20 protein-coding genes are annotated in these 21981 nt (G+C 60.1%); 6 read left to right on the top strand and 14 right to left on the bottom strand.

What is annotated here, in order from left to right; all coding sequences use genetic code 11:
- Window positions 1-5: 5 nt before the first annotated feature.
- The 9 genes from ACEN2J_RS08710 to ACEN2J_RS08670 all read right to left on the bottom strand — a co-directional run bounded on the left by ACEN2J_RS08710 (window position 6) and on the right by ACEN2J_RS08670 (window position 11633).
- Entirely contained in the window at window positions 6-1166 is a 1161-nt protein-coding gene (locus ACEN2J_RS08710) for a DNA recombination protein RmuC (protein WP_442105033.1), read from the bottom strand.
- The gene (mutL, locus tag ACEN2J_RS08705; RefSeq protein WP_442105031.1) at window positions 1163-2998 is read right to left on the bottom strand and encodes a DNA mismatch repair endonuclease MutL; all 1836 of its coding nucleotides are present in this window, start codon (window positions 2996-2998) and stop codon (window positions 1163-1165) included. Before mutL ends, ACEN2J_RS08710 begins: the two co-directional genes overlap by 4 nt.
- Before the next feature lie 73 nt (window positions 2999-3071).
- Entirely contained in the window at window positions 3072-4391 is a 1320-nt protein-coding gene (locus ACEN2J_RS08700; protein ID WP_442105029.1) for a M16 family metallopeptidase, read from the bottom strand.
- Window positions 4388-5746, bottom strand: coding sequence for a M16 family metallopeptidase (locus ACEN2J_RS08695; protein ID WP_442105027.1), 1359 nt, complete (start codon window positions 5744-5746; stop codon window positions 4388-4390). The genes ACEN2J_RS08700 and ACEN2J_RS08695 overlap by 4 nt, the downstream gene beginning before the upstream one ends.
- A gap of 97 nt (window positions 5747-5843) precedes the next feature.
- On the bottom strand, window positions 5844-6371 hold the full coding sequence (locus ACEN2J_RS08690; protein ID WP_442105026.1) for a DUF3035 domain-containing protein: 528 nt from the start codon (window positions 6369-6371) through the stop codon (window positions 5844-5846).
- 53 nt (window positions 6372-6424) lie between these two features.
- A complete protein-coding gene (gene lspA / locus ACEN2J_RS08685) occupies window positions 6425-6907 on the bottom strand; it encodes a signal peptidase II (RefSeq protein ID WP_442105024.1) in 483 nt (160 codons plus the stop codon).
- Window position 6908: 1 nt separating this feature from the next.
- Window positions 6909-8498: a bifunctional phosphoribosylaminoimidazolecarboxamide formyltransferase/IMP cyclohydrolase gene (purH, locus tag ACEN2J_RS08680; RefSeq protein ID WP_442105022.1), complete on the bottom strand. Its 1590-nt coding sequence runs from the start codon at window positions 8496-8498 to the stop codon at window positions 6909-6911.
- Window positions 8499-8536: 38 nt separating this feature from the next.
- Window positions 8537-10261 carry a heparinase II/III family protein gene (locus ACEN2J_RS08675; protein WP_442105020.1) on the bottom strand — a complete coding sequence of 575 codons (1725 nt, stop codon included), beginning with the start codon at window positions 10259-10261 and terminating at the stop codon, window positions 8537-8539.
- A 103-nt stretch (window positions 10262-10364) separates the two neighbouring features.
- Window positions 10365-11633: an RsmB/NOP family class I SAM-dependent RNA methyltransferase gene (locus ACEN2J_RS08670; RefSeq protein ID WP_442105018.1), complete on the bottom strand. Its 1269-nt coding sequence runs from the start codon at window positions 11631-11633 to the stop codon at window positions 10365-10367.
- Between the two features lie 74 nt (window positions 11634-11707).
- Here ACEN2J_RS08670 and ACEN2J_RS08665 point away from each other — a divergent pair, with 74 nt between their 5' ends.
- Window positions 11708-11911: a DUF1674 domain-containing protein gene (locus tag ACEN2J_RS08665; RefSeq protein WP_442105016.1), complete on the top strand. Its 204-nt coding sequence runs from the start codon at window positions 11708-11710 to the stop codon at window positions 11909-11911.
- A gap of 34 nt (window positions 11912-11945) precedes the next feature.
- Here ACEN2J_RS08665 and ACEN2J_RS08660 read toward each other — a convergent pair whose 3' ends face one another.
- From ACEN2J_RS08660 to ACEN2J_RS08645, 4 genes are all read right to left on the bottom strand, one after another.
- Window positions 11946-12578 (bottom strand): ChrR family anti-sigma-E factor, encoded by a 633-nt coding sequence (locus ACEN2J_RS08660; RefSeq protein ID WP_442105014.1) that lies wholly within the window; start codon window positions 12576-12578, stop codon window positions 11946-11948.
- Window positions 12579-12588: 10 nt separating this feature from the next.
- On the bottom strand, window positions 12589-13125 hold the full coding sequence (locus ACEN2J_RS08655; RefSeq protein WP_442105215.1) for a sigma-70 family RNA polymerase sigma factor: 537 nt from the start codon (window positions 13123-13125) through the stop codon (window positions 12589-12591).
- 213 nt (window positions 13126-13338) lie between these two features.
- Window positions 13339-14388: a saccharopine dehydrogenase gene (locus ACEN2J_RS08650; RefSeq protein ID WP_442105012.1), complete on the bottom strand. Its 1050-nt coding sequence runs from the start codon at window positions 14386-14388 to the stop codon at window positions 13339-13341.
- A gap of 12 nt (window positions 14389-14400) precedes the next feature.
- Window positions 14401-14646, bottom strand: a complete 246-nt coding sequence (locus ACEN2J_RS08645) for a WGR domain-containing protein (protein WP_442105010.1) — start codon at window positions 14644-14646, stop codon at window positions 14401-14403.
- Between the two features lie 88 nt (window positions 14647-14734).
- Between ACEN2J_RS08645 and ACEN2J_RS08640 the strand changes: the two genes are divergently transcribed.
- From ACEN2J_RS08640 to ACEN2J_RS08630, 3 genes are read left to right on the top strand one after another with little or no spacing between them, the layout of a single operon-like run.
- Complete coding sequence (locus ACEN2J_RS08640) at window positions 14735-15706, top strand: hypothetical protein (RefSeq protein ID WP_442105008.1); 972 nt, start codon at window positions 14735-14737, stop codon at window positions 15704-15706.
- Between the two features lie 45 nt (window positions 15707-15751).
- Window positions 15752-18388, top strand: coding sequence for a hypothetical protein (locus ACEN2J_RS08635; RefSeq protein ID WP_442105006.1), 2637 nt, complete (start codon window positions 15752-15754; stop codon window positions 18386-18388).
- Window positions 18382-19218 carry a glycosyltransferase family 2 protein gene (locus ACEN2J_RS08630; protein WP_442105004.1) on the top strand — a complete coding sequence of 279 codons (837 nt, stop codon included), beginning with the start codon at window positions 18382-18384 and terminating at the stop codon, window positions 19216-19218. The genes ACEN2J_RS08635 and ACEN2J_RS08630 overlap by 7 nt, the downstream gene beginning before the upstream one ends.
- Here the strand turns inward: ACEN2J_RS08630 and ACEN2J_RS08625 are convergent.
- Window positions 19215-20468 carry a glycosyltransferase gene (locus ACEN2J_RS08625; RefSeq protein ID WP_442105002.1) on the bottom strand — a complete coding sequence of 418 codons (1254 nt, stop codon included), beginning with the start codon at window positions 20466-20468 and terminating at the stop codon, window positions 19215-19217. The two genes, ACEN2J_RS08630 and ACEN2J_RS08625, sit on opposite strands and share 4 nt — an antisense overlap.
- 280 nt (window positions 20469-20748) lie before the next feature.
- Between ACEN2J_RS08625 and ACEN2J_RS08620 the strand changes: the two genes are divergently transcribed.
- Both ACEN2J_RS08620 and ACEN2J_RS08615 read left to right on the top strand, forming a co-directional pair.
- On the top strand, window positions 20749-20946 hold the full coding sequence (locus tag ACEN2J_RS08620) for a hypothetical protein (RefSeq protein WP_442105000.1): 198 nt from the start codon (window positions 20749-20751) through the stop codon (window positions 20944-20946).
- A gap of 470 nt (window positions 20947-21416) precedes the next feature.
- A partial coding sequence (locus tag ACEN2J_RS08615; RefSeq protein WP_442104998.1) for a sugar transferase occupies window positions 21417-21981 on the top strand: 565 nt, incomplete at its 3' end.

The following is a 21981-nucleotide window of genomic DNA, read 5'->3' as shown; positions in this document are numbered from 1 at the left end:
AGCCGTCATTCGGCAGCGGTGTTGCCGATACCTGGCAGCGTAGGTTCAGGTGCCAGCTCTTCAAAATCAAAATTATCCAGCTTTGCCGCGCGTTTGCCTGCGCGTTCTGCGGCTGTGCCAATCCCTTCAAGGTCGGCGCGGGCCTGATGAAAGTGGGTGTTCAGCTTATCCACACGCCCGACAATCAGTTCAACATCGCGGTGCAACAGCCGCAGGGTGGTGCGAATGGCGCCGGCCTGTTCGCGCATCCGTGCATCCTTTAGCACGGCGCGCATGGTGTTCAGCGTGGCCATGCAGGTGGTTGGCGACACGATCCAAACCTTTGCCGCAAAGCCGTCGCGCACCAATTCGGGGAAATTGGCGTGCAGCTCGGCATAGACTGCCTCGGACGGCAAAAACATTAGCGCCCCATCGGCGGTCTCGCCCTCAAGGATGTATTTTTCCGAAATCGCTTTGATATGCGTCCGCACCGATATGCGCATAAACCGTGCGGCCTCGGTCTGCTCGGCAGGCGTGCGGGCGCGGCGCAGCGCCTCATAGGCCTCCAGCGGGAATTTGCTGTCGATGACAATCGGGCCGGGCGGGTTGGGCAGGTGGATCAGGCAATCGGCGCGCTTGCCGTTGGAAAGCGTGGCCTGCATCGTATAGGCATCGGACGGAAGTGCCTTGTGGACGATATCATTCAGCTGAATTTCACCAAAGGCCCCGCGAGTTTGCTTGTTAGACAAAATATCCTGCAACCCCAATACGTTGCCTGACAGTTTTTCGATATTGGCCTGCGCTTTATCGATGGTTGCCAACCGCTGTTGCAGTTCGCCCAAACTATGTGCCGTGCGGGTTGAGGTGCCTTGCAGGCTTTCCGTCATGCTGCGTTGCACCTCTGCCAGCCGCTTTTCCATCAGTTGCAGCATGGCGGTCTGGCTATGGGTTTGGGTTTCCGACACATGGTGCAGGCCGCCCGCCAGCCGCTCTTGGCCCTCCGACAGGTTTTGCACGCGTTGCCCCAGCCAGCCCATTTCGCGCATTAGGGGTTCGGCCGCGCGTGCCGATTGCCCTGCCGCGCGTAAAATCAGCAGGAAAAACCCCAACACCACAAGCGCCGCACCCGCGATGATTAACACCAACGGGTCATTCCACGGGTAGGTTTGTCCTGCGATTTCAATCATCGGCGGCCAAACAGCTTTTCAATATCAGCCAACTTTAGTTCAACATATGTCGGGCGGCCGTGGTTGCACTGGCCTGAAAGCGGTGTCGCCTCCATCTCGCGCAGCAGGGCGTTCATTTCCTCGGCCCGCATTTGGCGGCCCGAACGAATAGAGCCGTGGCAGGCCATCCGCGACAAAACCGCATCCATGCGGGCTTGCAATCGGTCAGATGTGCCAAGGTCGGCAAGGTCGTCCAGAATATCACGCAGCAGGGCGCTCGCGTTGACGCGGCCTAAAATCGCAGGCGTTTCTCGCACGGCAATCGCCGTACCGCCAAACGCCTCAATCACCAGCCCAAGCTGTGCAAGCTCGGGGGCCACATCCAACAGGCGGGCGGTATCAGACGCAGAAAGATCAATGATTTCAGGGATAAGAAGCGCCTGCGCGGCAATGCCATTGGCATCGCGCTGCGCCTTTAGCCGTTCATAGACAAGCCGTTCATGGGCGGCGTGTTGGTCGACAATCACCATGCCATCGGCGGTTTGGGCGATGATATAATTCTCATGCACCTGCGCGCGGGCGGCCCCCAAAGGGCGGGCGGCATCGGTTTGCGCAATCTCTTGGGGTTCCATCCGTGCTGTCGGTGCCTCGGCAAAGCCCATGTCCGCACTTGGGGCCTGAAACGTATAAGCGCTTGAAATCGCGCCAGAGGACGGCCTGTCCATCTGATACACGCGCGGCGGCTGATTGGTTTCAGGCTGAAACGCGCCCAAGGTTTCGGCGCCAACGGTCGCAGATGCCCGATGCCCCGCCTCGGCAAGCGCATGGCGCAGGGTCGATACGATCAACGCCCGTGCAAGGGCAGGGTCGCGAAACCGCACCTCGGATTTCGCCGGATGGACGTTTACGTCAACGCTTTGCGGATCGCATTCAATGTTCAGCACGGCAGCGGGGTGGCGATCACGGCTGAGCACATCCATATAGGCCGCGCGCAAGGCCCCAAACAGCGCGCGATCTTGCACAGGGCGGCCATTCACAAACAGATATTGCGCGGCGGATGACCCGCGCGAATAGGTCGGCAGCGCTGCGTACCCCACAAGGCGCAGCCCTTCGCGGCTGTGGTCAATCGCCAAGGCATTGTCGGCAAAATCGCGCCCCAAAACCGAAGTAACGCGCCCGTGCAGCGCATCAAAAAAGTCGCCCGACACGGGGTCTGCGCGAAACATTACCCGCGCCTCACCATTTGAGACATCACGCAGGGTAAAGCCAACCTCGGGTTCGGCCAGCGCCAGCCGCTTTATCACCTCGGAAATCGCCATTGATTCGGCACGGTCCGAGCGCATAAATTTCAGCCGCGCAGGCGTAGCGTAAAACAGATCGCGCAGCTCAACGATCGTGCCTTGTGACAGCGGGCTGGGGCGCACGGGGTCAATCCGGCCACCGGAAACGGCGATCATCATCCCGTCATTGCCTTCTGGGCGCGAACTGATGGTCAGCCGCCCGACAGCCCCCAGCGAGGGCAGCGCCTCACCGCGAAAACCAAAGGAATGGATGTTCAGCAGGTCAGAGCCGTCAATTTTCGACGTAGCGTGGCGGGACAGTGCCAGTGGCAAGTCTTCGGCGGTCATGCCGCACCCATCATCGGTGACGCGAATCAGCGTTTTGCCGCCATCGGCATAGTCGATGCTGATCCGCCGCGCGCCCGCATCCAGCGCGTTCTCCACCAACTCTTTTACCGCCGAGGCAGGGCGTTCGACCACCTCACCCGCTGCAATGCGGTTGATAGCGGCCTCATCCAACTGGCGGATGATGGGGCGCTGGGTGGTGTGTATGTAGGGGTTTGCAGCAATCATGGCACCATTTCTAGCATGGCGGCAGCAGTCTTGCCACCATGCCGGAACAGTTATCCACCGTTTTTAAATCTCGTTACGGCTTGGGTAGGTTTTCGGGCAGGCCTTCAGGTTGGCCGACCACAACAAAGTGCAAATCATCAGGCTTCAGCAACCGTTTGGCGATTTTGGCGATGTCTTCCAGCGTCACCGCCTCAATTTTCGCATTGCGGGTTTGGGCGTAATCGATGGGCAACCCATCGGCCTGCATGCCAACCAAAATGCGGGCAATGCGGGCGTTGCCGTCAAAGCGCAGCGGGTAAGAGCCGGTCAAATAGGTCTTGGTTTTGGCCAGTTCCTCGGCTGTGACGCCGTTATCATAAAGCCGTTTCCATTCGGCGCGCACGATGTCAATCGCTTGGGCCGTGGTGGCATTGGCGCTGGAAAACTGACCGACCATCATCTCGGCATAATCTTGCGGCACCAAATAGCTGCTGATGCCGTAGGTCAGGCCGCGTTTGTCGCGTACTTCTGTCATCAAGCGCGCGGTGAAGCGGCCGCCGCCCAGAATTTCGTTCAAGATATAGGCGGGGAAAAAGTCGGGGTCATCGCGCTTGATGCCTTGTTGGCCGAAGTAGATTACCGATTGCGGGCTGGGAAAATCAATCACGGTAACGCCGGGCGTTAAGCCCCAATCTGCGCGCTTTGGAAAGGGTGCGCCTTTTGCAGGCAGGTCGCCCAACAATGTGTCAAGCAAAGCGCCCAGCTGTGCGCCATCAATATCGCCTGTCGCCGCCACATAAATCCGGTCACGGCTTAGCGCACCTTTAAAGGCCGCCTCAATATCGGCGCGGCTTAGGCCGGCCACGCTCATTTCATTGCCGTCGCCATTGCTGCCATAGGGGTGCGTGCCAAAGGCTAGGCGGTCAAAGCTGTTGGCGGCAATCGCCTCGGGGCTTTTCAGTTCGGCGCGGATGTTCGACAAAACTTGCCCCCGCACCCGTTCCACCGCATCGGCATCAAAGCGCGGCGCTGTGATCGCAAGGCGCAGCAAATCAACGGCTTCATCACGATTTTCGGTTAGAAACTGCGCCGAAATGCTGACGCTGTCGGTGCTCGAACCAAACCCGAAACGGGCCGCAAGCGCATCGCGGGCGTTGGCAAAGGCTTGGGCATCCAGATCGCCGGCCCCTTCCTCTAGCAGCGCTGTCATCAGGTTCACGCCACCGCGCTGTTCGGCAGGGTCCAACGAGGTGCCGCCGCGAAACTGAATTTCCAGCGCGGTAAAGGGGATCTCGTGATCCTCGACCAGCCAGGCCGTAATGCCGCCGGGCGAGGTGACCTTTTGGATTGGCAGTTCGGCATATGCGGGCAAGGAAAACGCAACAAGGGCGGCAAAGAAAACGCGCAGTATCATTGGTTTACCTCGGCTTTGGGGGCATCAGCATCATCGCGTTCCAGCCATCCGGTGACGGCGTTGTTGCGGCGCAGTACGTCTTGTGCGGCGGCCAGCACATCCTCGGGCGTTACCGCTTGCAAAATATCGGGCCACGCCTGCACATCGGCAACCGTCAGGCCGCTAGTCAATGCGGTGCCATATTCGCGCGCCAAACCATCCACGTTGTCGCGGGCATAAATCTCGGCCGCGCGGAGCTGACGTTTGATGCGGTCAAATGCAGTTTGATCGACGCCATTTTTCAAGAAATCTGCCAACACGTCATCGACCGCGGCCTCTAGATCGGCTAGCGAAGTCTCGGGCGTCGGCACCGCGACAAAGCCAAAATCGCTGATATCCAGCGACAGGCCGTCATAATAGGCGCTGGTGTAAATGGCCTTGGGCGCATCGCCAAACTGTAACGCGCGCGCCAGCAATGAGGTGGTGGAATTGCCGCCCAGCAGCTCGGCCAAAACGGTCAGGGCTGCGGCCTGTTCTTGTGCACCGCTGTTGCGCTCGGGGGCAAGATAGCTGCGGATAACATAGGGTTGCGCAACGCGCGGGTCCGTCATGGCCAGCCTGCGTTCGGCCAGTTGCGGCGGTTCGGTCACTCGGTTACGCTCGCCCAAGCCGGGGGTAGGGGCTACGGGGCCATAATGGGATTCGGCCATCGCCTTCACCTCATCAGGATTCACATCGCCCGCAACCACAAGCACCGCATTATTGGGCGCGTAATAGGTGTGATAGAACGACAGCGCATCCTCGCGGGTCAGAGCCTCGGCCTCATGCTTCCAGCCGATGACGGGGGTGCTGTAGGGGTGGTTCAGGTATTGTGCCGCACGGCGCTGCTCGCCAAACAATGACCCTGGGTCGCTGTCGGTGCGCTGTGCGCGTTCTTCAATAATCACGGCGCGTTCGGTTTTCACGTTATCCTCGGACAGGATAAGCCCGCGCATCCGGTCGGCCTCCATCGTCATCATCAGGTCAAGCCGGTCTGTGGCAACCCGTTGAAAATAGGCAGTATAGTCGTAATAGGTAAAGGCGTTGTCGTCACCGCCCTGCGCCTCGACTGTGGCCGAAAAGGCGCCGGGGGCCACCGATTCGGTGCCTTTGAACATCAGGTGTTCCAAGAAATGCGCAATGCCGGATTTCCCGCGCGGCTCATCCGCCGAGCCGATTTTATACCACATCATATGGGTCACAACGGGGGCGCGGTGGTCTTCGATCACCACAGCCTCTAGCCCGTTTTGCAATGTGAATGTGGTAACCTTATCGGCAAGCGCCGAAGTGGCGGTAAGCATCCCCAAACCAATGGGCATCAACAGTTTACGCAGCATCGGCAATCCTCCGTTCGGCGTTCAGGCCTACACCTAAACGCAGCAAGCGCAGGGTCAAGCCTTCAAAGCGTAAAGAGGCAGGCTGTTAACGCAGGTTTTACTCATCCGCTTTGGCGGGCGGGGCCGAGACGGTGCGCACACCGCGATTGCGCCACTTTTGCAATTCAGCCTGCTGATCAAGCGATTGTTTTGCATAGGCTTTGAAATAGACGTTCACTTTGAACACACGTTCCAACAAACGACCATTATTATCGCGGCGGAATTGCAGGTCGTCGGCTGCCAAATCGGTGCGGATCGAGGCCGAGCGACCATAGCGGGCGCTATGGTTTACAAGCGCAGAATCACCTGCTGGAATGCCCGTCCCATCGCGCAAACGGCCACCAAGGGCCAAGGCAATATCGGCCTCGGGCGTTGGGTCTGTCAGGTTGGTGCCACCAAGAGTTGGTTCTGGCAGGGTCTTCAAATCCGTCGGCATTTGTAGCGATTTTGTAGGAAGAATCGCAAATTCATCTGGTCCGTCACCCGAAGCCCGCAAATGCATAAGCTGCGGAGTGTCACCGGAACAGGCGGCAAGTGTTAGCATCGTCGCTGTTGCGAGTGCCAGTACCCCTTTTCCTGTAAGCATTTCCGCCTCCTTCAAATCATTCGTCCCCTGTTTAGCCGAAACTTATCGGCGCGTCACGGGGTCTTTCGCGACTTTGTCTTGCCATCGGCGGCGAAAAACACCAAGCCCGCCGCGCCGGCAAAGATTGCGATGTCCGCTACATTGAATGCATAGGGGTTTTCAAAGCCACAGCAAGACATATTCAGAAAATCGGCTACAGCACCATATGCCACGCGGTCAATCACATTGCCCAAGGCCCCGCCGATCAAAATACCGGCCGAGATTTGCGCCAGTTTCGGTTGATTGCCCCGCGCTATCCAGCGCCAGACCCAAGCGGTAATGGCCAAAGACACCACAACCAGCACCCAGCGCATCGCATCGGCGTTATGGGAGAACAGGCCGAAGTTAACGCCCTTGTTCCACGCCATGCGAAAGGTCAGGTAGGGCGGCCAGATGTCCATCTCGCCGATTTCGCGCAGGTTGAGGCCAAAGACCACGGCCAGTTTGCTGGCCTGATCCAATGCGAAAACAGCTAGGGCCGCCCAAAACATCCGCATCTTAGTGCCGGAAATGCCGCTGGCCGGTGAACACCATCGCAAGGCCCGCCGCATCCGCCGCCGCAATCACCTCATCATCGCGCATCGACCCGCCGGGTTGGATAATCGCCGTGGCCCCGGCCTCGGCCGCAGTGATCAGCCCGTCGGCAAAGGGGAAAAACGCATCCGACGCCACAACCGACCCGATGGTCAGCGGGTTCGGCAGGCCCATCGCCTCGGCCATGTCTTGCGCCTTGCGGGCAGCGATACGGGTACTGTCAACGCGGCTCATCTGGCCTGCGCCAACCCCCACGGTCGCCCCGTCTTTGACATAGATAATCGCGTTGGATTTGACGTGTTTCGCCACGGTCCACGCCATCAGCAAATCGCGCATTTCGGCATCGGTTGGGGCGCGTTTTGTCACCACGCGCAGATCATCTAGAGTCACATTGGCAGCATCACGGTCTTGCACCAAGAAGCCACCGGCGACTTGCCGGAACGCAAGGCCCAGCGTGGACGCATCGGGCAGGGTGCCCGTAGTCAGCAAACGCAGGTTTTTCTTGGTCGCAAACACCGCGCGGGCGGCCTCATCGGCATCGGGTGCAATCACGACCTCGGTAAAGATTTCGACAATCTTTTCGGCTGTTGGCCCGTCAAGCGTTTGGTTCAACGCGATAATCCCGCCAAAGGCAGAGGTGCGGTCGCAATCAAACGCCCGCGCATAGGCCTCGGCCAAGGTCGCACCCGTGGCCACGCCACAAGGGTTCGCGTGTTTGATAATCGCACAAGCCGGGCCTTTGCCCGCAAATTCGGCGACCAGCTCAAACGCGGCGTCTGTGTCGTTGATGTTGTTATAGGACAGCTCTTTGCCCTGCCATTGTTTGGCCGTAGCCACGCCTGCGCGGTCGGTTCCATCGGTGTAAAACGCAGCGGCCTGATGCGGGTTTTCGCCGTAACGCAGGGTTTGCGCAAGCGTGCCTGCAAAGGCGCGGCGGCGGGGTGCTGCAATATCCAACGCGCCCGCCATCCAGTTCGACACAGCCGCATCATAGGCCGCCGTGCGCCCATAGGCGATTTGCGACAGACGCTGACGGAACGCATAGGTGGTGTTGCCGCCATTGGTATCCATTTCGGCGAGCAAGGCGCTGTAATCTTCGGGGTCGGTGACCACGCTGACGAACGCATGGTTTTTCGACGCCGCGCGGATCATCGCTGGCCCGCCAATATCAATGTTTTCGATGCAGGTGTCATAATCGGCACCTTTGGCCACGGTCGCCTCAAACGGATACAGGTTCACTACCAGCAGGTCGATCGGCGCAATGCCGTGGGTTTCCATAGCGGCCTGATGGTCGGCGTTATCGCGCAGGGCCAGCAAACCGCCGTGGACCATCGGGTGCAGCGTTTTCACCCGCCCGTCCATCATTTCGGGAAAGCCTGTTACATCGGCCACATCGCGCACCACCAGCCCTGCATCGCGCAGCGCCGCCGCCGACCCACCAGTAGACAGCAATTCGACCCCATGGGCCGCCAGCGCCTTGGCGAGGTCAATCAACCCCGTCTTATCAGACACGGACAAAAGCGCGCGTTTTACAGGGGCAAGATCGGAAGTCATGGGCAAATTCCTTGGGGTAACTTGGGTCAGGACAAGATCTAGAACTCATCTCGTTCAAGATCGCGGATGGCCAGCGGAGTATCCTGTGCCTTCGCCAAGGTCCAGCCAATCACGGCATCATACTCGGCGACATGGCCAGAAAGGACGATTTGTTTCGACGCACGCGGGTTCAAACGGCCTTTTTCAAGGTAAACCGATGGTTCAAGCGCCAGACCCTGCGCGTTGGAATGGCGGAAAATCCAGATCTCGCCGCTTTTCAGGGCCAAAGAGACGGCGTTGCCGCCCAGATCAATCGCGGCATCCACATCAGGATGCAGGTGAAACCGGATGGCAAACCGAATCGCCGTATCTGATTTGCGCTGCATCACGGCAGCAAGGCGCGCGCGGTCTTTGGGCGATACGGCGCTTAGCTCATCCTGCCCGCCGACATGGCGGCCATCATGTGACAATAACAACAGTCGGGAATGGGTGAGGCCATGTGTGGCAACCCAGCCATCATGCGCAAGGCGCAAGGCATGGCCCTCGGCGGTCTCGGTTGGGCGGGTTTGGGTCACATGGGCGCGGTCGGCCATCACCTCGGGCGAGCCAAGGTTCAGGCGGCTTGACGAATACCCCTCAACCGTGAGGGTGGAATGACTGGGCGTCGCACGGCCCGCGCGAAGCCATTCGGCCCCAAAAGGCGCACCCGAGCCACAGTTCACAATCACCGGCCTGCGGCCCGACGTCATTTCAAACGCAAGGGTCGAGGCATGGGCCGAGGCCCCTGCGGCCCCGCCGGGCGGGTCTGCGGCATCTATGACGATAGATGTGCGGGCCGCCGCCAGACGCAAGAACCCCATCGCAGGCCCGTTGCCCGCTGCTGCCCGAATGTTTGACGCCGCAAGCGCGTGATCCAGCCGCCCGTCCATTCCGCGCCCGCCGCCGTGAAACCGCGCAAGCGCCCCATCCGCATGGCGCAGGCTGCGCAAGGTGGGCGCGATGCGTTCAATCGCGGCACGGTGGGCTTGGGGAACAGTTTTTCCTGCTTCGCCAATGGCTTGTGCAGCCCATGTTAGCAGGCTGAACACCTCCAGCAACTCTTCGGGGTTGCGGGTGGGCAGGCCGCCGTGGTCATCAATCTCGGCCTCGCATTCGCGGGCCAGTGCTATGATAGCGGGGGTGACCAGCTTTTCCATCCCAGTCAGCGCGAGGCCTGCGTAAATCAGGCCGGTCAGGGCCTCAAACCGCGGCAGTCCGGGGGCGGTTGCGTGCCAGCGCCGTGATAAGAATACCGTTTGCACCGACAAGGCTTTGAAATACAGCTTTGTCTCGTCCGGGCTGCGGCCATTCATCAAGAAAATAGCGTGGTTTATCCAGCGGATCAGGCGGCGGCCGGTTAAATCGGGTGTCCAGCCCGGTCCTTTGCCTGTGCCAAATCGGGCGATCCAGCCCCACGTCCAATCTTGTGCGCGGGCCTTGGCAATCGGGTCGCCCACGGCGGCCAGGTCATCTAGCCAGACAAAACCATGCGCTTCGGCCCAGAATTTGGCGGATGTGCTGGGCGCATCCCACAGTGATTCTCCGGGGGCCTCGATCAGGCGGCCCGCGAACAGGAAGTTGCCCGCCGTTAACTGTTTGCCGCGCGCGAACATGCCGATACTGCGCGGTTCGGGCTGTGATACAAACCCCGTTGCGGCATGGCTGCGCTGTGCACGCCAAGCCGCCAGCCGGTTCTGCCAGCGCGTTCTACGCGCCGCGAACCCATCTTTACCGGGGTTAGCCAAGGTGCCTCATCTTTACTGCCACTCAAACGTATGCCCGTTTAGGGTCTGCTTAGCCGCGATCATAGCCGCGCAGGCCCGTGCTGTCACCGTTAATTGAGCGCGGTTATGCAGGAACCCGCAAACGTGCCATGAAAAACCCGTCCATGCCGCCGATTTCTGCCCAATAATCAGGCCGCAGACGCAGGCCACCTTGCTCGGTAACCCATTCAGGAGCGATGCCTGGCAGGGTTGGCGGTTCTACCGTCAGGTTGGGGTGGCGGGCAAGGGTGGCGGCCAGTTGGTCTTCGCCTTCCTCGGCCAGCAGCGAGCAGGTGCAAAACACCAGCCGCCCACCGGGTTTCAGAAAGGTCAGCGCTTTGTCGATCAGTTGCGCTTGCAGGGCTACCAGCGCGGGAATGTCGCTATCATCCTTGATAAACGGCAGGTCGGGGTGGCGGCGCAGGGTGCCCGTGGCCGAACACGGCGCATCCAGCAGCACCGCATCAAACAGCGCAGGCGGTTGCCAATGTAGCGCATCGGTGGCGATGATGTCGGCCGCAAGCCCTGTGCGGGCAAGGTTTTCGCGCAAACGGTTCAGGCGGGGCGAGGAAATATCCAGCGCGGTCACAGTGGCACCCGCAGCCGCAAGTTGCAGGGTTTTGCCCCCCGGTGCGGCACACAGGTCCAGCACCCACTCGCCCGCTTGCGCATCCAGCAGACGCGCGGCAAGGCTGGCGGCGGCATCTTGGACCCACCAATCGCCGGTTGCAAAGCCGGGCAGGTTCGACACTTGGGTCGCATGGGCCAGCCGCGTGCTGCCGGTGGGCAGGGCGGTGGCGCCGTCAATCTCCGGCATTTGCGCCTTGGCGGTCAGATCAAGCGGCGGGGTTTGGCCCTGCACCGCCTCAATCGCGGCAACCACATCACGCCCCCAGCGGTGCACCAGCGGTTGGCGCAGCCATTGCGGCATCCGTTGTGGTGGCAGCTTGGCAAAGGGTTCGGGCGTGGCGGCGACCTTGCGCATCACGGCATTGGCCAGCCCTTTCATGTGCCCTGTGCGATTGCCACGGCTGACCAGATCAACCACAGCATTCACCACGCCATGCGCCGCCCCGCCGTCAACGGCCAGTTCCACAACACCCAGCCGCAAAGCGTTCATCACCAAATCCGGCGGCGATTTGCGCAGGTAGGGTTGCAGCACGCGGTCGGCCTGTTCCACATGGCGCAGCGTGGTTAGGGCCAGCCGTTGCGCACGGGCTTTTTCCGATGGGGGCAGGCCCGCAAGGGGGCCGTCGGGCGCGTCTATGACTTGGCTAAACTGCTGCCCCTCATCCAGAACCGCCCCCAAAAGGGCCACTGCTGCGGTGCGCGCTGCTGCTCCGTCGACTGCCATTGTGCTGTTCCTGTTGTTTGCTTGTTCATTGCGGCCTATATCAAACCCGATGTTCAGACAAGGAAGGCTGTGCGATGCCCGATGATAACAGTGACATGACCGACCTGCCGCCCGTAAATCTTCCGCCAGCAGCCCAGCGTGCGCTGGCCGAGGCCGAAGAACGCCGCAAAGCCGCAGATGCCGCACCACCACTGCCCACCGAATTGGGCGGACGCATTGGCCCCGAGGCTGTGCGCTATGGCGATTGGGAGAAAAAGGGAATTGCGGTCGATTTCTAAGGCCGCGATTTCTAAAACCGCGACCTAACCCGCGTTAGATACGGAAAAACGGCTGCACAAGGCGCGGGATGAACGCGTTGAACCGCAGCGGCGCATCGGTCGCGGCAAGGCAAATGCAATCCGCACCAGCCTCGGCAATCGGCTGGTGGTTCAGCTCTTCGTCGGCAATTTCCAGGTCGCCGGGGCCAAAGCGGTCTACCTCATCGTGAAACGCGCCTTGCAAAACCAAGGTCAATTCCGTTCCACGGTGTCCGTGGTCGGGAACTGGTTTGCCTGCGGGAATATACAACAAGCGCGCGGTCGCAGACTTATCTGTGGGCAAAATCGCCTGACGCACACCCGCGCCAAGGCTACGCCATTTCACCGCCGACAAATCGCCACCGATGTAATCGGCCAAGGGGGCTGGCAAGCTGCTTTGAACGCGAGGCGGTGTTGGCACAGGGTTGTCCAGCTTGGCCAAGGTTGCGGCAAGGCTGTCTGTGCCCATCGCGACCGCGTCACAGCCGCCCATCACCACGCCGCCAACGGCGTCAAAGGCGCCAAGACGCGCCTTGCAGTCGTCGCACATTGACAGGTGAACGGCCATAATCAGGCTGAACGCTTCGGGCAACTGGCCCGCAGAATAGGCCATAAGCAGTTGGTCGGAAATATGGTGGCGGATCGGCATATGCGTTCTTTCAGCTTAACTTATGGCGCAGGCGATCAAGCGCCAGACGGATACGGGATTTGATAGTGCCAAGCGGCAGGCCAGTCTCGACCGCGATTTCGCTATGCGACAACTCGCCAAAATAGGCGCGCGCAATCAGGTCACGCTGGGCCTCGGGCAAGTCGGCAATCGCCTCGGCCAGGCGCGCGGTTTCTTGGCGCAGCTCTAGCGCGTCATGCTGGTCGGGTTCGGCTTCTGGCCCCCAAGGCAGGTCTTCGGGTTCTGGCCTGCGCGATTTGCGCAAGGCGTCGATGCGGCGGTTTCGGGCGATGGTAAACACCCAAGTTGCCGCCGAGGCGCGGGCCGGATCAAACAGGTGCGCCTTGTTCCACAGCGTGGCCATGACGTCTTGGGCGCAATCCTCGGCCAGCGCGGCGCTGGCACCGGATTTCATTAAAAACCCTTTGATACGGGGGGCAAAATGCCGAAACAGCGCGGCAAACGCCGCTTTGTCTTGGCTGGTGCTGACCCGCTGGATCAGCGTACCCCAATCGTCTTGATTTGCCAGAGATTGATCTGGCACAGTTTGATCTGGCACAGGCTGCCCTTTCTGGCGCAACGCATTCCTTAACGCGTCGCCATCATAAGGCGGCGGCGCGGGCAGTGCAGCAATATTTTCGCGTGTCATGAGATCAAACATAAATCCATTACGCAGGCGGTTGGTGATTGGATCACCTTTACCCAGATTTTTTGGGGGCCTACACTTTTTGGGCGCTTGGCCTCAGACTTTGGCGCTATGTGTATCGAATAAGGTTTTCGCGCGGCCCCACACGCCTTTTGTCAGGTCATTCAGTGTTAGCAAGGATGGCAGCAAAAGCCCTGCAAAATCCTCGCTGCTTTCAACGGGCAAGAGCGAGGGCAGGTTATCAATCGCCGTCACGTCAAGCACGGGGTTTTCGGCCACACGCAGGGCAGGGGCGGCCCAATCTGTCGCGCGGTCATACACTTTGATGGGCGAAAACGCGGATGTCGGATCACAGGCGATATCGCCGATAACCGTCAGCGCGCGCGGGTCGATCAGGGCGGTTTTGGGCACGAACACAGGGCAACCGGGGCGCGCCAGAATGCAGTTCAAAAAGATCTCATGCGCCAGCACTTCGGGGAAGGGGCCGCCATGCGCGGTCTCGGCCATATCCCATTTGGTCACGGCTATGCCCAAGGCCTCGCACAGATCGGACGCGCCTGTGCCCACGCGGCCCAAAGCGCCGATCACAAGGGCACGTGGGCGGCGGTATGTGGCAAGTTCGGCGTGCAGGTCGGCCAAAAGCGCCTGCTTGCCGGTGTATTTCGCTACCGGCCCCGCAATTTGCCCGCGCTGCTGTGCGGCCCAGCATTTCAGCGCCACAGCGGCCCCCGCATAGCCCGCCCAATAGCCAAAGGCTGCAACGCGCCGCCCGTCCTCATCAACCAGATATTCAATATCATATAGCGTGCCGCCCCCCGCCTTGAACCGGCGCAGCAGGGTTTGGCCGTCGGGTTGGCCCTTGTAGGCATGGCCAAACAGGATGTGGCGGTGGGGCAATGGCGTGCCGTCATCGGGCAGCTCTTTTAACCCGAAAATAAGCGCATCATGCGGGGCGCTTGGCCAGCTGTTCTCAGCCGCAATCGCGCAACCCGTGGCGCGGTACCCGTCAATCCCAATGGCCCGAACCGAGCTCTCCTCGACCGTGACCTGAAAGCCTGCGGCCAACATGTCGGCTACGCCTTGGGGGGTAATGCCTACGCGCTCTTCATTCGGGCGCTGTTCGGCGCGGACCCAGATATGTGTCATCTCATGTATTCCTTAGTCGTTGATAAGGCGGTCATATCCGCGGCCCACCGCCCGCTTTTGCCACTTTTCAGCGGCAACGCAGGCATCGCGCAGGTTGGAAAACCAAGTGATCTGGCGGCTGCCAGCACCCGCGCCGGGCCTGCCGCGCAGCCCCCATTCGCGCAGCACCGAGTATTCCCCAAACAGGTTATAAGCCACATCGACGCGGTAATAGCGTGCGCGGCCTTTGTGGGTGCGCAGCAAATGGAAACCGATCATTTTTAGCCCCCCAGGCTTGGCTTCTGCCCCAAGAGATACCAGATTTATGGCCAAGCAACAGTGGAATTTGCCAAAGAGTGGGAAAGTTATGCACAGCCGAGTGAAGCGGCGGGTTATTTTGGCAGGCTTGGCCTGCGCGCTGGCGGGGATTGGTCTGTCGCGATGGATGTCGCCCAAGCGCATGGCAGCGGGGCCCTTTGCCGCGCGCTATGCCACACCGTTGCGCCCGCCGGATCATGGGCTTTCGGTGTATCACCTTGGTCACAGCCTTGTCGGGCGCGATATGCCGGTGATGCTGGACCAATTGGCGCAAGCGGCGGGGTTTGCGACCCACCACCACGCCAGTCAGTTGGGCTGGGGCGCCAGCCTTGACCAGCATCGTACCGGCGCGGTTCCGGGCTTTGCCGAAGAAAACGCCCACAGCTTTCATCAGCCTGCGCAAAGCCTTGCAAAGGCAGGGTATGACGCTGTTATTTTTGCTGAAATGGTCGAAATCCGCGATGCGATCCGTTACCATGACAGCGGTGCAAACCTTGCCCATTGGGCGCGGGTGGCGCGGTCTGGCAACCCCGACGTGCGGCTGTATCTGTATGAGTTGTGGCACAATTTGGATGACCCCGAAGGCTGGCTTGACCGTATTGACCGTGATCTTACGCAGGCATGGCAGGATGAGCTGCTGCGCGTGGCAATGGCAGACCCCGCCGTGGGCACCATCTACCTTATCCCCGGGGGCCAAGTTTTGGCCGCAGCCACCCGCGCGATTGAGGCAGGCAAAGTGCCGGGCCTGACCCGCCGAGAGGACCTGTTTGCAAAAACCCAAAACGGCCCAGTTGAAGACGGGGCGGTTGACCAAATCCACCTGAATGACCTTGGGACCTATATCATCGCGCTGACTCATTTTGCCGTGCTGTACCAGCGCAGCCCCGAGGGTTTGCCGCACAGCTTGCGCCTAGCAAATGGGCAACTCGCGATTGCTTTGCCACCTGCCGCAGTGGTGCCGCTACAACGGCTGGTCTGGCAGGCCGTCTCGGGTTATGCTTTCACAGGTGTTGCGGGCTAGGCCCCGTCACAGCTTGGTTTTGCGGATCATAAGGGACGGGTGCCGATGTCTTTGCTTACCCTGCTGACGAAAATTTTGCTTGTGGGTCACAGCCTTGTCGGGCCGTCCTTGCCGCCGATGATAGAGGCAGGCTTGGGCAAACAAGGCCAGCCTTCAGCGGTTTCCGCGCAAGTGATCAACGGTGCCCCTTTGCGCTATAGCTGGGATAACAGCGCTGAAGGCGAGCGCGGCGATGCGCGGGTGATTTTGCCCAAGGGCGAAATAGATGTGCTGGTGCTGACCGAGGCGACCCCGATTTTCGCCCAAGTGCAATGGAATGACACCGGCGGTTATGTGGCAAAATTCGCGGGGCTGGCGTGGCAGACGCGGCCCGATACTCAGGTCTATATCTATGAGACATGGCCCAGCATCCAAAGCGGGCCGGGGGTAGAGATAAAGGACGATCCCGACGCAGGCATTCCGTGGCGCGACCGGCTGACCAAGGACTTGCCCTTGTGGGAGGGCGCTACCGCCGCCGCCAATGCCGCCCGCCCGACAGGCGCGCCTTTGGTCCGGTTAATCCCAGCCGGTCAGGCGATGGGGCGGCTGGCCGATGCGATTGCCGCAGGTGGGGTGCCGGGAATTTCCAGCATCGACGCGCTGTTTGACGATGATATCCACCCCGACGACCGCGCCCTTTATTTCCTCGCGCTGGTGCATATCGCGGTGATTACGGGCCAAGACCCACAGGGCCTGCCCGCCAAACTGACCCGTCATTGGATTAGTCGGGCTGGGGTGATTACCGATGCCCAAGCCTCCGCGTTTCAGCGCATTGCTTGGGCGGCGGTTGAGGACTACCGCGCGACCGATGTGCCACGGATAGAGGCGTTGGCGCAGGCGTTTGCGACCAATGCGCCTGTTGTTGTCCCCGCCGTTGCCGTTGTTCCTGACCCTGTCGTCACACCCGCCACCGCTGTTCCTGAAATGGCGGTTCCTGAGGCGGCTGCCCCCGAAATCACCCAAACCGTCGAAAAAGCTACCCCCGCTGTGACCAAAGCCGTGGCCATAGATGTGCCGCGTGCGATCACCAATCCGCGCCTGTCCTTGGGGCTTGCCGCGGTCAATGATTGGTCGGTGCAGCAGCCTTTCTTGGATGTGATGAAAACCGCGCGGCCTTGGATCGGGCATCTTGCGGGCGGTTGGGGCGGGGTGGACTATGACGCATTGCTTGCAGGCGGATATCTGGATGCCAATGGCTGGCCAACCGCAATGCCGCCCGATGTGACCGGCATCTCTACGCTGGTGCTGACCGATCTGCCCGAGGATGCGGGCAAGGTCGCAGGCCGCTATGTGCTGCGCTATCAGGGTAGCGGTGAGTTGACCCTGACAGGGCGGGCCGAAAATATTGAGGCCGCCCCCGGTCGTATCAGCTTTGACTATTCGCCGGGGCCGGGCAGCGTTATCCTGACGGTATCGCGCTTGGAGGCCGCAGACCCGATCCGCGACATCACGATTGTGCGCGATGATCATCTGGCCGCCTTTGATGCGGGGGCGCTGTTCAACCCCGATTGGCTGGGCCGTATTCGCGGTGCAAAGGGGCTGCGGTTTATGGATTGGATCGCGACCAACAATTCCACGCTGGCCGAAATACAGGACCGCCCGAAATCAACCAATTTTAGCTGGGCGATCAACGGTGTACCGGTTGAGGTGATGGTGGCACTGGCCAATGAACTGCGCAGCGATGCGTGGTTTACGATACCGCATTTGGCCAGCAACGCGCTGGTGCGCCTTTATGCGCAAGTGGTGCGCGATGGCCTTGCGCCGGGGCTGCATGCGCAGGTCGAATATTCGAATGAGGTGTGGAACTGGCAGTTCGGGCAGGCCGCTTGGGCCGATGCGCAATGCCGCGCCCGTTGGAAAACCGCTGATTGCTGGATGCAGTATTACGGTATGCGCGCCGCCGAGGTGATGGATATTTGGGCCGAGGTGTTTGGCGACAGCGCCAAAGACCGCCTGACCCGCGTGATTTCCACGCAAACCGGCTGGATCGGGCTAGAGGATCAAATTCTTGATGCGCCGTTGTCGGTCGCCGAAGGGCATAAACCGCCTGTCGACAGCTTTGACGCCTATGCTGTGACGGGTTATTTCGCCGCCAGTTTGGGCAGCGATGACAAGGCGAATGTGCTGCGCGGTTGGCTGGCCGATAGCCGCAGGCTTGCCACGGCACAGGCCGACCAACAAGGGCTGACGGGGCAGGCCAAGGATGACTATATCGCAACCCACCGCTTTGATATGGCCACCGACCGCGCCGCGACCGAGCTGGAAAACGGCTTTGTCACCGGCCAATCGAGGGATACGTTGGTCGACTTGCTGACACATGTTTTACCGCACCACGCGGCCGTGGCAGAGCAGCGGGGGCTAACCTTGATGATGTATGAGGGCGGCACGCATGTGGTTGCCAATGGCGCGCTGGTGGATGACGACGAGGTCACCGCCTTTTTCCAACATTTAAACTATGCGCCACAAATGGGGGTGCTTTACGAAAACCTGCAAGAGGGCTGGGCCGCGCTGACGCCTGCGCCGTTTAATGCCTTTGTTGATGTCTATGCGCCGAGCAAATGGGGCAGTTGGGGCGGTTTGCGGCATTTGGGCGATGATAACCCGCGCTGGCAGGCGCTCGCGCATGGGTGCAAGACGTGCTGAGTGTTATCATCCCCGCCAGCAATGAGGCGAATTATATCGGCCCCTGCCTGACCGCGCTGTTTGCGTCCAATACCGTACTGGGTGCTGAGGTGATCGTGGTCGCCAACGGTTGCCGCGATGATACCGCCGCCCGCGCGCAGGGTTTTGCCGAGATTGCCACGGCCAAGGGCTGGCGCTTGCAGGTGATTGGCCTGCCCGAAGGTGGCAAGATCGGTGCCCTGAACGCAGGTGATGCGGCAGCAACGGGCGATATGCGGGCCTATCTGGATGCAGATGTGATTGTTAGCCCCGATGTGATGGCGCAGTTGGAACAGGCGCTAAGCACCTCGGCGCCGCGCTATGCCTCGGGGCGGGCGGTTATTCCGTGCGCCAAATCGGCGGTCACGCGGGCCTATGCGCGGTTTTGGCAAACCATGCCTTTCACGCAATCGGTGGCCCCCGGATACGGGTTGTTTGCGGTGAACGCGGCGGGGCGGGCGCGGTGGGGCGCGTTTCCCGATATTATTTCGGATGATACCTTTGTGCGGCTTCACTTCGCGCCCAGTGAACGGGTGGGCGTTGATGCCGCCTATCATTGGCCGATGATCGAGGGCTTTGCCGCCTTGGTCCGCGTGCGGCGCAGGCAAGATGCGGGCGTGGCGCAGCTTGCCCAAAGCTATCCCGATATTTTGGCAAAAGAAGGCAAGGCGCCGCTTGGCGTTTTGGGACTGCTGCGCCGCGCGGTGGCTGATCCGCTTGGCTTTGCCACCTATGCGGCTGTGTCTGTGGCGGTAAAGGCGGGGGCGGTAAAGGCGCGGCGTGGCAATTCAGATTGGACGCGGGGGCGTTAAACCTTTGCCCCCGAGAGTTTTGCGCCCCCGACTTTTTCGCCTGTGATAAGCGCTGTCAGCTTGGCAGCTTCGATATCAACATCGTGGCGTTCGAACACCCGATCATGCGCGGCTTGGCCCATTGCTGCAAGGGTCTGGGGCGGGGTGACGGCGAGGGCGGCAATCGCCTCGGCCAGCGCCAGCGGGTCACCTGCGGGCACAATCCAACCCGTTTCACCCGCGACCACCAGTTCCGGCACGCCTGCGATGGCTGTGGCAATCACCGGTCGGTTTGCGGCCATTGCCTCCATCACGACCATCGGCAGGCCTTCGGCAAAGGATGGCAAAATCAACGCTTGGGCGGCGGCAAGGGCTGCCTGCACGCCTGCCTCATCTTGCCAACCTGCCAAGATGACGTTTTGCGACAACCCGTTGGTGGCGATCAGGGCCTCTATTTCGGGGCGAAGCGGACCATCGCCGACCAGTGTTAACCGTAGGTTCGGGTGCAAAGGCAGCGCCAGTGACAGCGCCTCAATCAACATGGAAAAGCCCTTTTGTTCGGCCAGACGCCCGATCGCCACCAAATGCGGGCCTCCGCTGGGCAGTGGGCTGGTGGCGGTAAACTTTTCCTGCTCGATGCCGCAATGCACGACATGCAGCTTTTTCCAATCGGGTAGGGCGGCCCAACGGTACAGTTGACTGCGGCCAAAGCTGCTGATCGCCACGACAAACGCCGCATGATGGATTTTTTCATCGAGCATCAAGGCTAAAGGCGCGTCAAATTCCTCGGGGCCATGGACGGTGAAACTGTAGCGCGGGCCGCCAAGAAAATGGGCCAGCATCGCCACCGCGGCCGAGTTGGTGCCAAAATGGGCGTGCAAATGCTGAATACCCAAGGCATCGCAGCGCTGGGCGACATAGGCGGCTTCGATCAGATACACAAACTGGCGCAAGCGCCCACCCGTGCCGGCTGTTTGCCCCGCACCGCGCTTGCCCGCCCGCATTGCTGCCGCAAAGGCTTGGGCCAGCTTTGCCGGATGCGCCATGCACCAGCACAAAGCCACCCACGCAACAGGCAACAAACCCTTTTGCAGCACATGCTCGGTGCGGGTGTCTTCAGCCAGATCTGCGGGGTCGATCAGACTGCCCCTCTCGGACCGCATTGCAAAGCGGTGGACCTGATGCCCTAGCCGTTCTAGCGCCTGTACCTCGCGCCGGATAAATGTGTGCGAGGCGCGCGGGTATGTGTTGACGAGATAAGCAATTTTCACAGCAGCGGCTCCTTTGACTGTGTTCAGGTGTAAAGGGCGGCCGCGCCGTTGCAAGCCCGGAACCGCGCAGCCAAGCCTTTGGTGACTGCGGGCAATTGCTGGCCCTTGATGAGACACCGTCAATTTATCCTTAAAAGATTCAAGACGCCGCGTTGCCGCCCTAAGCTTGCCCAAGACTTGCCACACTCTGCCGACACATTAATTAACGTAGCGGCGGAGGAGCCACTGCCAATAAGTAACACGATCAAAAGCCAAGGCAATTTGGCGGGAAGGGTTTGAAATGGTTATCGGCGTTTTACTTTCGGGCATTGTTTTTGGCGTTTTTGCCACGTTGGCCTCTTTGCTCATGGGCGCACCATTGTGGGCCGCAATTCTTCTCTATCCGGTAGTCGGCGTTTTCGGCGCAGCAGCCTTTATCACGATGGCCGTTCTACGCTCTCGGGTGCAAAGCTATGGTCTGTCAGCGGCCTGGCAGTAGATTGCCAATAGGCACACTGACAGAGATTTATGCCTGTGTGGAACCAATAGCCTTGGGTGCGTCGTCACCCAAAGGCGCGGCGCAAAGCAACGGCGCGTGGGCTACCCTACAGGCCAAGACTAGCAGTTCTTGCGGCGTTTTTCGAATCACCCAAATGGTTAATGTCGATGCGCTGAGTTGGCGTTTCCTGCGCGGGTTGTATTAACCTGACGGCATAAAATTGCGCGTCGAATTTGCAGACAATTTTACGATAATATAGTGCACCTTTGACCATAATTTTCGCCAATCCCGCTTAAGATATGATAAAAGGGTAAGCGGGGGCGTAATTGCCGAGTGTGTGTTATGATCTGCTTTAATCATAAGTTTTGTGTTCTAATTGATGGTTTTGAGATGGCTTTGACCGGCCGCCCTAATCACAACATGTTTAATGCGCGCTTTTTGGGTGCCCAATTGTATTTTGGGTCGCAAAAATGACAATGCGTTATTCAGATTTACTTGCCGTTGGCCCGGAGGTCAGTGAAGATCCTGTTCGGGCCGCTGATCTTGTATTCCTACCGTTTGAGGCCAAGCCTCGGCGGCGCGGTGCATATCGAAACTTTTTTAAACGTGCGCTGGATGTCGTGGCTGTTGTTCTGGCAGGCCCGATTATTGTGCCGATCATTTTTGGCCTCGCGTTGGGCGTGCGCCGTGATGGTGGCAGCGCGTTCTATAGTCAGTTGCGTGTGGGTAAAGAGGGGCGGCATTTCCGCATGTGGAAATTGCGCAGCATGGTCACCGATGCGGACGGTCGGATGGCCGATTACCTTGCCGCCAACCCGCAGGCCCGCGCGGAATGGGACGCCACGCAAAAGCTGAAATCCGACCCGAGGATCACGCGTTTCGGCCAGTTTTTGCGCCGATCTTCGTTGGATGAGTTGCCGCAACTGTGGAATGTCTTTGTTGGCGAGATGAGCGTTGTGAGTTATTGTCAAATCTGGTGTTTGAGGCTTGTCGGTCATGCGGCGATCTGGTCTGGGGTTGTGGCTTCAATTCCGT

This window comes from Pseudorhodobacter sp. W20_MBD10_FR17 (assembly GCF_052119765.1).
Taxonomy (GTDB): domain Bacteria; phylum Pseudomonadota; class Alphaproteobacteria; order Rhodobacterales; family Rhodobacteraceae; genus Pseudorhodobacter.
This window is presented reverse-complemented; position numbering and strand designations above follow the sequence as displayed.